This window comes from Exiguobacterium sp. s83 (genome assembly GCF_018617095.1).
Lineage (GTDB): Bacteria > Bacillota > Bacilli > Exiguobacteriales > Exiguobacteriaceae > Exiguobacterium > Exiguobacterium profundum.
Map to the genome: position 1 here is coordinate 159,178 of NZ_JACSJP010000004.1, position 14,101 is coordinate 173,278.

The 14,101-nt window shown below is 50.1% G+C and carries 15 protein-coding genes and 1 riboswitch; of the genes, 2 read left to right on the top strand and 13 right to left on the bottom strand.

The features are described from left to right. Positions 1-7: 7 nt before the first annotated feature. From dapD to KNO73_RS13140, 7 genes are all read right to left on the bottom strand, one after another. Positions 8-715 carry a 2,3,4,5-tetrahydropyridine-2,6-dicarboxylate N-acetyltransferase gene (dapD, locus tag KNO73_RS13110; RefSeq protein WP_214758247.1) on the bottom strand — a complete coding sequence of 236 codons (708 nt, stop codon included), beginning with the start codon at positions 713-715 and terminating at the stop codon, positions 8-10. Next, positions 693-1,442: a 4-hydroxy-tetrahydrodipicolinate reductase gene (gene dapB / locus KNO73_RS13115; protein WP_214685489.1), complete on the bottom strand. Its 750-nt coding sequence runs from the start codon at positions 1,440-1,442 to the stop codon at positions 693-695. The genes dapD and dapB overlap by 23 nt, the downstream gene beginning before the upstream one ends. Further along, entirely contained in the window at positions 1,439-2,320 is an 882-nt protein-coding gene (gene dapA, locus KNO73_RS13120; protein WP_214758251.1) for a 4-hydroxy-tetrahydrodipicolinate synthase, read from the bottom strand. The genes dapB and dapA overlap by 4 nt, the downstream gene beginning before the upstream one ends. 12 nt (positions 2,321-2,332) lie before the next feature. Continuing rightward, complete coding sequence (locus KNO73_RS13125; protein WP_215112599.1) at positions 2,333-3,328, bottom strand: aspartate-semialdehyde dehydrogenase; 996 nt, start codon at positions 3,326-3,328, stop codon at positions 2,333-2,335. 12 nt (positions 3,329-3,340) lie between these two features. Beyond that, positions 3,341-4,540 carry an aspartate kinase gene (locus KNO73_RS13130; RefSeq protein WP_078147890.1) on the bottom strand — a complete coding sequence of 400 codons (1,200 nt, stop codon included), beginning with the start codon at positions 4,538-4,540 and terminating at the stop codon, positions 3,341-3,343. Positions 4,541-4,654: 114 nt separating this feature from the next. Further along, positions 4,655-4,834: riboswitch (Lysine riboswitch) on the bottom strand. 77 nt (positions 4,835-4,911) lie between these two features. Next, entirely contained in the window at positions 4,912-5,340 is a 429-nt protein-coding gene (locus tag KNO73_RS13135) for a GNAT family N-acetyltransferase (RefSeq protein WP_214784693.1), read from the bottom strand. Further along, positions 5,334-6,494: an alanyl-tRNA editing protein gene (locus tag KNO73_RS13140; RefSeq protein WP_215112600.1), complete on the bottom strand. Its 1,161-nt coding sequence runs from the start codon at positions 6,492-6,494 to the stop codon at positions 5,334-5,336. Before KNO73_RS13140 ends, KNO73_RS13135 begins: the two co-directional genes overlap by 7 nt. Positions 6,495-6,589: 95 nt before the next feature. On the opposite strand from KNO73_RS13140, the gene KNO73_RS13145 reads away from it, so the two are divergent. Further along, entirely contained in the window at positions 6,590-7,318 is a 729-nt protein-coding gene (locus KNO73_RS13145) for a GntR family transcriptional regulator (protein WP_215112601.1), read from the top strand. A gap of 130 nt (positions 7,319-7,448) precedes the next feature. On the opposite strand, the gene KNO73_RS13150 is transcribed toward KNO73_RS13145, so the two are convergent. The 4 genes from KNO73_RS13150 to KNO73_RS13165 all read right to left on the bottom strand — a co-directional run bounded on the left by KNO73_RS13150 (position 7,449) and on the right by KNO73_RS13165 (position 12,089). Beyond that, the gene (locus tag KNO73_RS13150; RefSeq protein WP_214685479.1) at positions 7,449-8,552 is read right to left on the bottom strand and encodes an LCP family protein; all 1,104 of its coding nucleotides are present in this window, start codon (positions 8,550-8,552) and stop codon (positions 7,449-7,451) included. A 150-nt stretch (positions 8,553-8,702) separates the two neighbouring features. Beyond that, the gene (gene nagB / locus KNO73_RS13155) at positions 8,703-9,467 is read right to left on the bottom strand and encodes a glucosamine-6-phosphate deaminase (protein ID WP_215112602.1); all 765 of its coding nucleotides are present in this window, start codon (positions 9,465-9,467) and stop codon (positions 8,703-8,705) included. Beyond that, positions 9,464-10,612, bottom strand: coding sequence for an N-acetylglucosamine-6-phosphate deacetylase (nagA, locus tag KNO73_RS13160; protein WP_214685478.1), 1,149 nt, complete (start codon positions 10,610-10,612; stop codon positions 9,464-9,466). Before nagA ends, nagB begins: the two co-directional genes overlap by 4 nt. 118 nt (positions 10,613-10,730) lie before the next feature. Then, on the bottom strand, positions 10,731-12,089 hold the full coding sequence (locus KNO73_RS13165; protein WP_214689081.1) for an MATE family efflux transporter: 1,359 nt from the start codon (positions 12,087-12,089) through the stop codon (positions 10,731-10,733). A 40-nt stretch (positions 12,090-12,129) separates the two neighbouring features. On the opposite strand from KNO73_RS13165, the gene KNO73_RS13170 reads away from it, so the two are divergent. Then, positions 12,130-12,903 (top strand): CHAD domain-containing protein, encoded by a 774-nt coding sequence (locus KNO73_RS13170; protein WP_214689079.1) that lies wholly within the window; start codon positions 12,130-12,132, stop codon positions 12,901-12,903. Here the strand turns inward: KNO73_RS13170 and glsA are convergent. Together glsA and KNO73_RS13180 are read right to left on the bottom strand one after the other, a co-directional pair. Then, positions 12,900-13,841, bottom strand: coding sequence for a glutaminase A (gene glsA, locus KNO73_RS13175; RefSeq protein ID WP_015880732.1), 942 nt, complete (start codon positions 13,839-13,841; stop codon positions 12,900-12,902). The genes KNO73_RS13170 and glsA overlap by 4 nt on opposite strands. A gap of 48 nt (positions 13,842-13,889) precedes the next feature. Next, a complete protein-coding gene (locus KNO73_RS13180; RefSeq protein WP_168169830.1) occupies positions 13,890-14,054 on the bottom strand; it encodes a hypothetical protein in 165 nt (54 codons plus the stop codon). Positions 14,055-14,101: the final 47 nt, after the last annotated feature.

Consider the following 14,101-nt stretch of genomic DNA (forward strand, 5'->3'; position numbering starts at 1 on the left):
TTATACGTTAGAGAGAGCGTAAGTCATCAACAAGTTGCGTTTTTTCAGAAGTTTTTTCATCTTTCTGTTTGATGATTCGTGCAGGTGTTCCCGCAACGACAACACCTGGAGGGACGTCTTGTGTGACGACACTTCCTGCCGCGACAACTGCGTTTTCACCGACGCGAACGCCCTCTAAGATGACTGCGTTCGCCCCAATCATGACACCATCCTCGATGATGACCGGATCTTTTGAAGGTGGCTCAAGAACCCCTGCGACCACGGCACCTGCGCCAAGGTGAACGTTCTTCCCGAGCGTTCCGCGTGCTCCGATGACAGCGTTCATGTCGACCATCGAACCATCTCCGATGACAGCTCCGATGTTGACGACAGCTCCCATCATGACGACCGCGTTGTTGCCGATTTGAACGTGGTCTCGGATGAACGAGCCTGGTTCGATTCGGGCATTGAGTTGTGTCGTATCAAGCATCGGTACGGCACTGTTGCGACGATCATATTCAAGATGAGAATCTGTGATGACCGATGCATTAGCTTCTAAAAATGCCGCAGCGCGTTCTGCCGTCGTCAAGAACAGTTTCGACTCATCCGTTCCGAATGCTTTCGCTTCCTCGATTACAAGACCCGCCAATTGACCGTTGACGTAAAGCTTGACTGGTGTTTCCTTCTTAGCATCTTTAATATATTGTGCGATTTCATAAGCGTTTGTGAGTAACATGAGTAGCCTCCTCGTATAAGTTCGATAGATTATAAAGTCCTGCCGGGCGATCAATGATCGTTGCCGCAGCGGCAAGTGCCCCGTTTGCAAAGACGCGTTTCGATAACGCGGTATGTTTCAGTTCAATCATTTCATCATCTCCGGCGAAGAGCACGGTATGCTCACCGAAAATCGTGCCACCCCGAATGGAATGCATTCCTAACTCTTCAGCTCCACGCGCTTCCCGACGTGACGTTCGTTCGTAAATCGGTGTCACGTCACGCTTCGCTTCGATGGCACGTGCCAATAATTCTGCCGTCCCGCTTGGTGCGTCCACTTTCTTCCGATGGTGTGCCTCAATCACTTCAATATCATATCCGAGAGTGAGTGGGACGAGTTGGTCGAGCAACTGCTTCAAGAGCGCGATCCCGTATGAGGTGTTGTAAGACTGGAAGATTGGGATGTCTTGTGAAGCCGTTTCAATCTCGGCCAGTTCATCCGGTGTGAAGCCGGTCGTCGCGATGACGAGCGGAATATTGCGCTCCCGTCCGAACGCGAGTAAATCAGGGAGTAACGCCGGGTTCGAAAAGTCGATCACGACATCGACGGGTACGTCCACCTCATTCAGAGTCGCCGTGTGCTCGTCACTTCCCGGTGAGACGATTGCCGTTACGTTCACACCTTGCGCATGAGCGACCTCTTCGACAATGCGTCCCATTGCGCCAAACCCATGGATGAGAACATTCATTGTCTCACCTCATTGAATTGTTCCATCGCCGATAGTAATTTCGCCTCAGCCGTCGCGCTCATTGGAACGAGCGGCAGACGTGGCACACCGACTTCAAATCCTCGCGCTTGAAGCGCTGCCTTCACCGGAATCGGATTCACTTCTGCGAAAAGTTCATCGATGACTGGGAGTAAACGAATTTGCCACGTACGTGCTGTCTGCAAATCACCCGCCAATAGGGCGTCTGCCAACGCGACCGTCGCTCCCGGATAGACGTTTGATAAAACGGAGACGACCCCTTGTGCGCCCCAAGCCATGTACGGCAAGATTTGATCGTCATTTCCACAGTAAACGGTGAACCCTTCCGGAATATGGGCCATCATCTGCGCCATGACCGAGATATCCCCACTCGCTTCTTTCAAGGCCGTGATGCGCGGATGTTCCGCGAGCTCACCGACCGTTTCCGGTGTCAAGGCGACACCCGTCCGTGACGGAACATTGTAGAGCATGAGCGGAATCGGTGACGCATCCGCAATCGCAGTAAAGTGAGCAATCAGCCCGGCCTGTGTCGACTTGTTATAGTACGGTGTGACGACCATCGCCATCTCCGCACCAAGTTCGGCGGCCCGTTTCGTTTTCTCAATACTGACTGCTGTATTGTTCGAACCGGTCCCCGCGATGATCACGGCTCGACCGTTTGCGACCTCCACCGCTCGAACGAGCAATGTCTCAAACTCGTCATCAGTGATTGTCATCCCTTCGCCGGTCGTCCCACCGATGACGAGACCCGTCACACCTTCTTGGATTTGGTCTTCAATTAATGCCGCCCATGCTTCTAGATTCAACTGCCCATTTTCTTGAAATGGGGTAGCTAGTGCTGTCGCCACTCCTGTGAACATGTCATCTCCTCCTTATTTCGTCGCTGTTTGACTAATCATACATTGCGCGATTTGAACGGCATTCGCTGCCGCCCCTTTTCGGACGTTATCTGCAACGCACCAAAGATGGAACGTATTGGGTTGTGAATCGTCTCGGCGAATTCGTCCGACATACACCTCATCCGTCCCGTTCGCATCGAGCGGTGTCGGATATGTCAATTCGGATGGATTGTCCATTAACACGACCCCTGGTGCATCGGCGAGGACTGCTTTCAGTTCTGCGACTGTCGCATCTCGCTCGAGCGACACCGTGATCGAGACCGCATGACTGTTTCGCACCGGCACTCGGACACAAGTGGCCGTCACCCCGAGGTTTGGCGCATTTAAAATCTTACGTGTCTCATCCATCATCTTCTGTTCTTCTTTCGTATAGCCATTTTCTAGAAACACATCGATGTGCGGCAACACGTTATCATAAATCGGATACGGATAATTCGTCGGTTCCTCTCCGCGCGCACCGCGCTCGAGGTCATCGATCCCTTTTTGACCCGATCCCGATACCGCTTGATAAGATGTATAGGCGACGCGTGTCAGTCCGTATACTTCCGCTAGAGGCGCGAGCGCCACGACCGATTGAATCGTGGAACAGTTCGGGTTCGCGATGAGCGTTCTCTCCGGACTGAGTTCGACTCGGTTCACTTCCGGTACGATGAGTGGAATTCCTTCTTGCATTCGGAATGCACTTGAATTATCGATGACAATGACTCCTTGCTCACTCAACCGAGGGGCATATTGTTCACTGATGCTCCCACCTGCAGAGAAGAGTGCGATATCGATCGGGTCCGCATAAATCGCATCGGTCAATTCACGAATCATGATCGATTGCCCATTCACCTCGACCGTCTTTCCTGCCGAGCGGGCTGAAGCATAGAGTCTCAGTTCGCTGATTGGAAATTCATATTCTGTTAAGACGTCAATCATTTTTTGTCCGACGGCACCTGTCGCACCGACGACTGCTACGTTATACATTATGCTCCCCCCTTATAAGTGAAACCGGGCCGCAATGGCTGCGACTGCCGCTTCTACGTCTTGTTCTTGAATCGTATAGGAAATACTGATTTCAGACGTCGTGACTTGATAGAATGGAATCCCCATCTCACGGAATGTCGCGAAGAGCTCTGATGCGACGCCTGTCGCGTCTCGCATGCCGATTCCGACGACCGAAATTTTTGCATGTTCCGTGTGACGATCGATTTTGATTTGAGGCAAGGTCGCTGTCAACTCCGCGAGTGCCTCTTCTAAAAATGCCTCTTCATCGAGCGGACATGTGAACGAGAGGAACACTTCACCGTCGAATGCCGTCTGTGAAATCATATCGATGTTGACGTGTCGCTCTGACAATCGTTCAAAGATGTCTGCGACTCCCGCCGCCGTATGCGGAATATGTTTGATTGAGACACTGAGTACGTTCTTGACGACACTCACACTCGTGACTGCTTTCTGTTCCATCGCTTGCGTCGTATCCATGATCCATGTTCCTCCTTCGCTCGAAAGCGTCTTCCCAACAAAAATATTGACGTCATATTTCTTTGCGAGCTCCACGCTTCGCATCTCCATCACTTTAGAGCCCAGTGCGCTCATCTCCATCATCTCGTCATAGGAGACCGTATCAAGCCGTTTCGCCGTCGGATGGATTCGTGGGTCCGTCGTATATACACCCGCGACGTCCGTATAAATTTCACAACGCTGACTGAGGACGGCCGCCAGTGCGACGGCTGTCGTGTCCGAACCGCCACGCCCAAGGGTCGTGACGTCTCCCGCTTCATTCACGCCTTGGAATCCGGCGACAATCAGGACGTCGTATTGACGCAACTTCTCGTGTAACACTTCTTTCCGAATCGCTTTGATTTTGCTCTTCGTATGAATGCCCATCGTATCAATCCCGGCTTGCTGTCCTGTTAATGAGATGGCCGGTACGCCTCGCGAGTTCAAGGCGATACTGAGTAGGCTAATTGTCTGTTCTTCCCCGACGGCGAGTAGCCGGTCGAGTTCGCGAATCATCGGGCGATCCGTGATTTGTTTGGCGAGCGACAAGAGCGAATCTGTCGTTTTGCCCATCGCCGATACGACGACGACCAATTTTTCACCGGTCGCCACACGTGTCTGTAAATAGTCCGAAATGGCTTGTATTTGTTCGATTGTGGCAACGGAGCTGCCACCAAATTTCAGTACGGTTGTCATCAAGTTCCCCACTTTCAAGATGTCCACCAACAGAAAAAGCGGCAGACCGGTAGGAAGCACTCTCCCTACGGTCTGCCGCTTGTACGCGCAGTTGAAAAACGATTAAAGAATCGTTCCGTAGATAGCGCTCCATGGTAGTTGACCATGGCAGTGTAGGCGTTGTTCACGACTACCCCAGCCTTCATTCACACGCACGTGAACGTCGACTTCGGCGAATTTCCCCTTTCGGCTCGGTCCGGAGTGCGTCCGTTTCAACCAAGCTTACTCATGTCATTCGCAACCTCTATCTGTCAGTTGTTAGTATTAGTTATAACAAAACGAAATCTTCTTGCCAACCTTTTTTTAGAAAAATGGGATATTTCAAAAAAGGATTACCATGTTTTTCGCATCATGCGGTGTGGGAGATTGGCATCCAAAAACTCATCTCCGAACGCCTCGTACCCGAGCTTTTCATAAAACGGAAGGGCCGTCAGTTGTGCACCCAATCGTAGTTCAACCAACCCTTGACGTTTCGCGACACGTTCAACTTCAATCATAATGTCTTTCCCATATCCATGACCCCGGGCCGATTGAATCGTCGCCACTCGCTCCACTTTTCCGACAGTCGAGTCGACTGGACGAAGACGCGCTGTCGTCACAGGTTCGGAGTCAAGGAGCCCGACCACATGTGTACACATATCGTCTAAATCATCGTATTCTAAACTCGCATCAATTCCTTGTTCCTGAACGAATACGATCTCCCGCACTTGTTTGGCCTGTTCAATCAACGCTGGTTCGTTTCCCGATTGAATGATCAACATGGTAAAACTCCTTCCTGCAATCGTTTCACGATTTCTTCGATTCCCTTTTCTAGTTCCGCTACGGATGTGAAACGCGCTTGGGCCTGCTTATGGCTTCCACCGCCACGACCGATCTGCATCTCTTGGAGCGCCGCTTTCAAGAATGTGCCGACGGCGATATCCTGTGTCCCGTCATGCATAACGAACAATTTCTGCGTTCCATAGTTGGCGCCAACGGCAATTCGTCCTGTTGCTGCGATTCGTTCGATGATGGCGGTCGTCAACGTTTCCGCTTCTGTTCTCCCGACATGTAAGGCCACATAGTTATCTTCTTTCAACACGGCCTCCACTTTCGCTTTGGCAATCCGTTCTTCGAGCGTTTTGATTTCTTTTTCACGTTCCAAACGAATCGTATGTTCTTCGATTACACGGGCTGCCACGGATTCATTCGTTGTCGAGAATGTATGGTGAATCGTCCGCAACGCTGCTCGCGCTTGTTGAGTCGCCTTGATCGCTCGACTTCCCGCCACATACGTCAAGCGGAGATTCCCCCTCACTTTCTTCACCGCCGTCACATGGATGGTACCGAGTTGTCCCGTTGTCTCCACATGAGTGCCACCACATGCATTGTAATCTAGACCTTCGATTTCGACGATGCGAATCATCCCCGTTCGGTCCGTCTCTTTCCGTAAGCGCGCCCGGTCTACTTCTTCTTTTGGGATTTCATAGACACGAATCGGACGGTTTTCAAAGATGACTTGTTGCATCTCTTGTTCAAGTGCCTCAACGTGCGCCCAGTCCATCGTTGCCGTTTCAATCTCAATAGATGAATCGGTCTCTCCGATTCCAAAGCTGAGCGTCCGAATGCCATGGCGGTCTTCCAAAATCGCCGTTATCACATGTTGAGCAGTATGCTGGATGGAATGATCCCGTCTGACGTCCTCATCGATTCGAACCTCTATCGTCGTGCCCGCTGGTAATGATTCTGACAAGAGATGCCATACTTCCCCGTCCTTGATTTGTACGTCCAGTACAGGATGCCTCCCAATCCATCCACGGTCAGCCGGTTGTCCCCCACCTTCCGCATAAAACGGGCTGTTCTCGAGTGTGTGCCAATGACCGTTGCCGTCTTCCTTTATTGAGGTCACGACTGTACTTGCTGTATATGGTTCCATCTTGTCCTCCACCTTCTCTCTATAATCTGTTCAGACAACTAGTTTAATTTCGTCTATAATGAAACATACATCTTCTCAGTCAGGAGCGAAATGATATGTTAGAAATCGATAAACAATCTCCGTTACCTATTTATTATCAAATTGAAGCGTACTTAAAGCAACAAATTGATGACGGATTGTTAAAACCAGGAGACACCTTGCCTTCAGAGCGTGAATTTTCCGAGCAATTTCATGTCAGTCGGATGACGATTCGTCAAGCCATCATGAACCTCGTCAACGCCGGTTACTTGAGCCGTCAAAAAGGACGAGGCACGTTCGTCGCGAGTCAGAAGATTGCGATGACGTTATCGGGACTGACGAGTTTTTCCGAGGAAATCAAACATCGAGGCATGCGACCGCTCAGCCGTCTCTTGTCATACGAGGTCATTCCGGCAACGGATCGCATCGCGCAGCAACTGAGTATCCCAAATCAAACACCGGTTTATGAGATGAAACGGTTACGACTCGCCGATGATCATCCACTTGCGCTCGAGACCGCCTATATTCCCGTTCATTTATTGCCTGACCTGACGCAAGATGACGCCACGGGATCGATTTATGCGTATGCCGAACAGCATGGCTTACGCTTGAAGAATGCAACACAGACACTCGAAGCCCGGAGCGCCGGTCCAGAAGAAGCCAAACTCCTCACCATTTCTCCGAACGCACCGGTCTTGTTGATTGACCAGCGAACATATCTCGAAGATGGCAGCATGTTTGAATACAGTCGTTCGCTCTTCCGTGGCGACTCGTACTCTTTCACCGTCGCCATGGGTCGCATATAACGCACGAAACAGAAATACGATTTCCCACCCTCTTTTCGACTCATATTGGAACTAAACAATCTTATTCTACGTATAAAAAAACGCTCAGAAGATGAATTCTGAGCGTTTTGCATTTTTCGTAAGTCAAACTTTATTGTGCTTCATACGTTATTCCATTCGGGTCCAACGTGTAAGACTCTAATTCCGTATCCGTCATCGGCTCGACACGATTACCGGCGTCCGCTTGTTGTACACGATAGCGTACTTCTTCAAGAAGCGGTTCGTTCAAGAAATAGTAGAAGTGTCCGTCATCTGCCCGGGCACCTTCTCCAGTCAATTGATATTGCACCGTATTGTGAAGCGCGCCAACATCTTCACTTAAACGCATATAGTCATTCGGGCCAAGTGTCGTCTGCATGTTGTCGCCGACGGCTTTCAAGACCTTATCGTAATTGTTTAGGAGTGAAGTACCGAGTGATTGTTCGAGCACGGCATTGATGACTTCCATCTGGCGTTGTCCACGACCGATGTCCCCACGTGGATCATCGTATCGATTTCGAACGTAGGCAAGTGCCTCTTCACCAGAAAGCTGTTGAAGTCCTTGTTCGATTTGAACTGTCTCACGTGACGCATCGTAACTGTTTTGTTGTGATGAGAACGGAACATCAATCTCAACGCCACCTACAGCATCAATGAAATCAACGAACCCTTGGAAGTTGAGCGAGACGACATGGTCGATTTCAACACCGACTAAATCTTCGATCGTGTTCGTCGCCATCCGCATCCCGTTGTTTGGATTCGATTCATCCATCGAACCGAAGTAGTAAGCGTGTGTGATCTTATCTTGGTCAAGTCCCGTCTTGCCATAAGGAATGTTATATCCCGTGTAGTCAATATTGACATACGAGTCACGCGGGATACTGAGCATCGTCGTCTGCTTTTCTTTCTTGTTTAAAATGACGACAATCATAACGTCCGATCGTCCGAACTCGCCACGCGCTTTCTTCTGTGGCGAAAGGTCTGTCCCTAAAACCAAGAACGTCTCCGTATCTTCTTTATCATAACGAGTCGGCTCAACCGTCGGGTCATCCTCTAATGTGACTTGGGTGCCTGACAACATATTGTGGGCTTTGTAAAACGCTGTACCGTAAATGCTAGATCCAGCAATAATCGCAATCAGCACGAGGGCACTAAATATCTTATAAAACGCAGACGGACCTGTGCGCTGTCTGCGAGCATGTGTTCTAGAATTCATATCGGTCTCCTTCGAGTCAAAATAATGAGCTTCACTCATTATAGAGGAAAGCGGTAAATTTGTCGAAAACGTTTTGATGACAAATTCGTTTCTTTACATTTTCCCACAGTTGAACACAGAAAAACCCGCGGAGATGACTCCGCAGGTTCGTTAATCCCGAATGGTGAAAAATCGTGTTGCCGCTTCTTGCCCACGGGCTTGTAAAGATTCCGCACAGCGCGATGCAGCCGCCCCGTCGAGCACGACCGTCACACCTGGATGGGCCTGGAGGATTGTGGCCGGCCAGTCGACCGTCGGTACGCTTTCAATCATATGTTGTACCGCTTCAGCTTTCCGCACCCCTGTCGCGACTAAGACGATTTCACGCGCATTCATGATCGTATCGAGTCCCATCGTGATCGCATGCGTCGGGACGTCTTCCAATCGGTCAAAAAAGCGACGGTTTGCCTCTCGTGTTGATTCGGTGAGTTCGGTCACGTGCGTCTTCGCATCGAGGGCCGTGCCCGGTTCATTAAATGCGATGTGACCATTTTCCCCGATACCAAGAAGTTGTAAGTCGACACCAAGCTTCCGAACGAGGTCTTCGTAACGAGCCGCTTCCGCTTTTGGGTCCGGTGCGTCCCCTTGAGGCAAGTGACTCTGTTTGAATGGCACTTCATCGAAGAGACGGTCTTTCATAAAGCGGTTGTAACTTTGAGGATGTTCGGGCGATAATCCGATATATTCATCTAAATTGACGCTCGTCACATGGCTACAATCGAGCGCGTCCTGTTTAAACATCTGATACATCCCGACCGGTGTGCTACCGGTTGCGAGACCGAGTACAAAGTCATGTTTCCCTGAAATCCGTTCTTTGATTAGCGTATAGGCGATTCGTTCCGCGTCGTTCGCCGTCTTTGCGACTAGTACATTCATCTTTGTTCCTCCCGTTCATATACGATTCGACCTTTGACGAAAGTCATCTGAACATGTGTCGTGTCATCCCAAACGACAAGGTCTGCATCAAACCCCGATTTGATATCGCCTTTTGTCGTCAACCCGAATTCTTTGGCCGCATTCGTCGAGGTCATTTTTACCGCTTCTTCCACCGTACATCCCGTATATGCCTGAATGTTTCGGAATGCAGCATCCATCGTCAACACACTGCCCGCAAGGTTCCCGGCTTGAAGTCGCGCAGCCCCGTCCGCTACGATGACCGGTTGGCCGCCAAGCTCATATTGTCCGTCCGGAAGTCCTTTTGCTCGCATCGCATCCGTGATGACGACAAGTTCATCTGCTCCTTTTAAGCGAAACGCGAAGTCGACCATCTCCGGACGACTATGGATCCCATCCGGAATGATTTCCGCGATGACTCCACCCTCTAAGAGACAATAGCCTACCGTTCCGGGTTCTCGATGATGTAACCCACGCATCTGGTTATAAAGATGCGTCCCGTGTTTGACGCCCGCCTGCTTGTTCTCTTCAAATGTCGCGCTCGTATGGCCCGCTGAACCGATCGCACCGGTTTCGCGAAGTACCGCTTCAAATGCACGTGCACCTGGCCGTTCCGGTGCATACGTAACGAGGCGGATATGACCGCCGGCAAGCTCTTGCCATTTTCGGAACTGCTCGGCGTCCGGGTCGATAATATATTCCGCCGGCTGTGCCCCAGCCATCTCCACGTTGACGAAAGGACCTTCCAAGTGAATCCCGATGAGTGTCGTATCCTGCGCTTCGATGACGTTTCGGACCGCCTTCAAAGCATGCTCAATCGCTTCTTTTGACTGCGTGATGGTCGTCGCAAAAAAAGAAGTGACGCCTTCTTGTAGCATGTCGTTACTCAACTGCCGAAGTTTTGATTCATCCGCATCCATCGTATCGACTTCATATCCCCCGTGGATATGCACATCGATGAGACCCGGTGTCACGAGTGCTCCAGCGACATCAATCACATGCTCATCCTGTTGTTCAAACTGTTCCATCGATCCGATTTCATCAATCGTTTGACCATTCCATCTGATATATCCACGTTCCCATGTATGTTCTGCTGACACGATACGAGCATTGATCAATGTCCCCATCGGTTCACCACTCCTTTTTGTTTTCCTCCATGTTATCATATCGGATAAAAGTATAGTTGTATAGACCAATTTTAAATAAATAAAAGATTGTTCACATTTGCGAACAACCTTCTCCTCTCTATGTCGATTGAATCGTGCCATATCGTCGGACAATCCATACTAACCGGAGGAATAACAAGACCGCTCCGGCTGCAAGTCCAGCAATCAAGCCAATCCAATAGCCGTCTGGTCCAAACCCGGCGTGCTCTGCCAAAACATACCCGAGAGGTAAACCGATGACCCAATAAGCGACGAGTGAAAGGACGAGCGTGATGTTGACGTCTTTAAAGCCACGTAATATCCCTTGGATCGGTGCCGCGACGGCATCTGACAATTGGAAGAATACAGCAAAAATCATAAAGTGCGCTGCAAGGTCCACGACCGTCGGGTCATTCGTATAAATGGCCGCGACCCGCTCGTTTTGCCAAAACAAAAAAGCACCCGAAAAGATAGAGACACCGAGACAGAGCGCGAGCCCGATTTTTGCATAGCGGACGGCATCCTGCAGTCGTTTCGCGCCGAGCTCATACCCCACGACAATCGTCAACGCGCTCGATGCCGAAAGTGGCAACATGTACACGAACGAGGCAAAGTTAATCGCCGCTTGGTGAGCCGCGACGATTTGGTCACCATATGAACTGAGCAATACCGTGACCGCCGCAAAGATGCTGACTTCGGCGAAAATGGCGAGCCCGATTGGGGTCCCAAGTTGTAACAACTCTTTTTGTCGGAGCCAGACCATCCGTTCGGTCGTCCGTAAAAACTTGTATTCGCGGAACGGCTTCCCGTTTCTCACGAAGAAGAAGGCCATGAAGAAGAGTAGCCAGTAAGTGATGCTCGAGGCGATTCCCGCTCCAACACCTCCGTACGCCGGCACACCTAGTTTTCCGAAGATGAAGATGTAATTTAATCCGACATTAATGGGTAACCCTAATAGTATGAGGATCATCGAGACTCTCGTCTTGCCAAGGGAATCCATGAGCGTGCGTAGCACATTGAACAGGAACATCGGCAAGACGCCGAATCCAAGGGCAAGCAAGTATTGCGTCGCGATTCGTTTCCCTTCTACACTGAGCCCCATGCTCTCGATCGCCATCGGCACAAGGAGTGAGCCCAACGTCAGCGTGATTACGCTCAGCATGATGGCTAAATAGATACCTTGAAACAAGGTACGTTGAATCTGTTGACGGTCTCGCGCACCAAGCGCTTGCGACACGATCGGGGCCACCGCCAGCAAGATTCCACTCAGTCCGGTATACACCGGCATCCACAAGCTTGAACCGACTCCGACACCAGCCAAATCGACGGCACCCGCCCGTCCGGACATGACGGTATCGAAAAAGCTAATCAAATAAAAAGACACTTGCGTGACTAGGATTGGAAAGAAAATCGTGAAGAACAGTTTGATTTTTTCGTTTAATGAATGTGTTTGGTACATGGACAACCCTCATCTCTTTTTCAGAAAGGAACTTATAATTATGAATCAACGGCATGCAGAAAAACTTAAATTTGAACTGTTGGAAACGTGGAACACGTTCAATCACTATGTGACGGAAGCCCTCACCTTTAACAATTCTGAGGATATTCACCGCGCCCGGGTGCATTTACGGAAACTGATCACCTTCATGCAACTATACGAAACGAAGCCGGCGACGTTTCGACAACTCAAACAATTGATGGAGGCACTCGGTCATGTGCGCGACCTCGACGTCCTCATCGAAACGTTTGATTCTAAATCCGAACTCGACCATGCGTTTCTTGAAGCGATGGAGACAGAACGTGCCATCGCACGGACGATTCTATCTACCCGTGTCAGTGAAAAAATGACACCGTCGCTCGATCAACAAGTACGTCGCTTCATCGGTGGACCGTTATTTCGTGCGTTCAAAAAAACGAACGCCTCCCCGATGTTAGAAAAGGCGAAAAGTGAGCGCAAGCAACGTGTGCGCGTCTATCATGAACGATCCAGTGGAAAAGAACAACTTGAAGCGCTCCATAAAGTCCGTTTAGCCGTCAAACGCGAACGCTATTTACATGAGTACTTGCTAAACTATGAATCGGATGCATCGATGGACACTGTCCGAACGTTAAAAAAAATGCAAACCGAACTCGGTGAGATGAACGACCATGACCAACTGTTAAAGCGTTGGCGGGCCTTCACCCCTCGAGCTGAACTACAGTCCGAATACGACCGAAAAATTGAAACATTACAGCAGGAACTCGATGCATCCGTGGAGCACCTATCGATTTAGCGAGATGTATAGCGCTCAATCAATAGTTCCAACAACTTCATTCCGGCAATCGAGTTTCCTTTTGAATCAAGTGCCGGACCAAATATGCCAAACCCGACGTTATTCAAATCCAGTTCGTGGTTCCCGACCGCCAAGATGGCACCCGACACCCCACTTTTTCCTGGAAGACCAACCCGGACAGCGAACTCACCCGATGCATCATACATGCCACACGTCGTCATGATGGCCTTGACGATTCGGACGACCCGACGTGGAATCAACTCTTCGCCCGTATCCGGGTCTTCTCCATTCCCTGCAAAGACACGCCCGATTCGTGCTAAATCAAAACAATCAATCTCGATGGCACACTGTTTCGTATACACATCAATGATCTCATCGACATCACCTTCCACAATTCCATGGTGACGCATGAAATAGAGCAAGGCACGATTCAAGTCGGTCGTCTCGTATTCAGAGCGGGCGACTTTTTCGTCGTACGTGACCTCCTCGACCGAGCGATTTAACAACGTCGCTAAAAACTGGCGGAACTGATAGATTTTGAGTTCTGCCGTCTCCCCCAAAATCATACTCGTCACCGCTAACGCCCCGGCGTTGATCATCGGATTGAGCGGTTTTGACGGGACCGTTTCCTCAAGTTTGGCGATGGAGTTGAATGCGTCCCCCGTCGGCTCCATCCCTACTTTCGAAAAGACATAGTCCTCCCCGAACTCCATCAGTACATAACAAAGGGTGAGCGCCTTCGATACGCTCTGAATCGTAAACTTGTGATGAACATCCCCCGCATGAATATACGTACCGTCCGGCAAACAAATTGCCACCCCGAGTAAATCGTTTTTCACATGTGCGAGTTCAGGGATATAATCTGCCACTTTCCCTTGAGCCGTGTACGGACGACACTCATCAACCAAGTGATTCAACTGTTGTTCGAGTACATTCATTCCATCACCTCATGTTCCATCAAATTTCAACCGGGTCATCTTATCATATTACCCGTCTGGTGGTCCATCATCTTTATACCAGTCTTCATCCGCCCAAATCATCGGTGGACTTTCCTCGTCTCCAACCAACTTTTCTCCATGTCGATTCATCGACAGAATAAACCCAGCTATGCCTACCATTACAAGCGTCGCAACGATAAGGAAGGAAGCCATTCCATCGTCCCCTTTCGAATTCGTGACAAATATGTCTAGAACTCCGT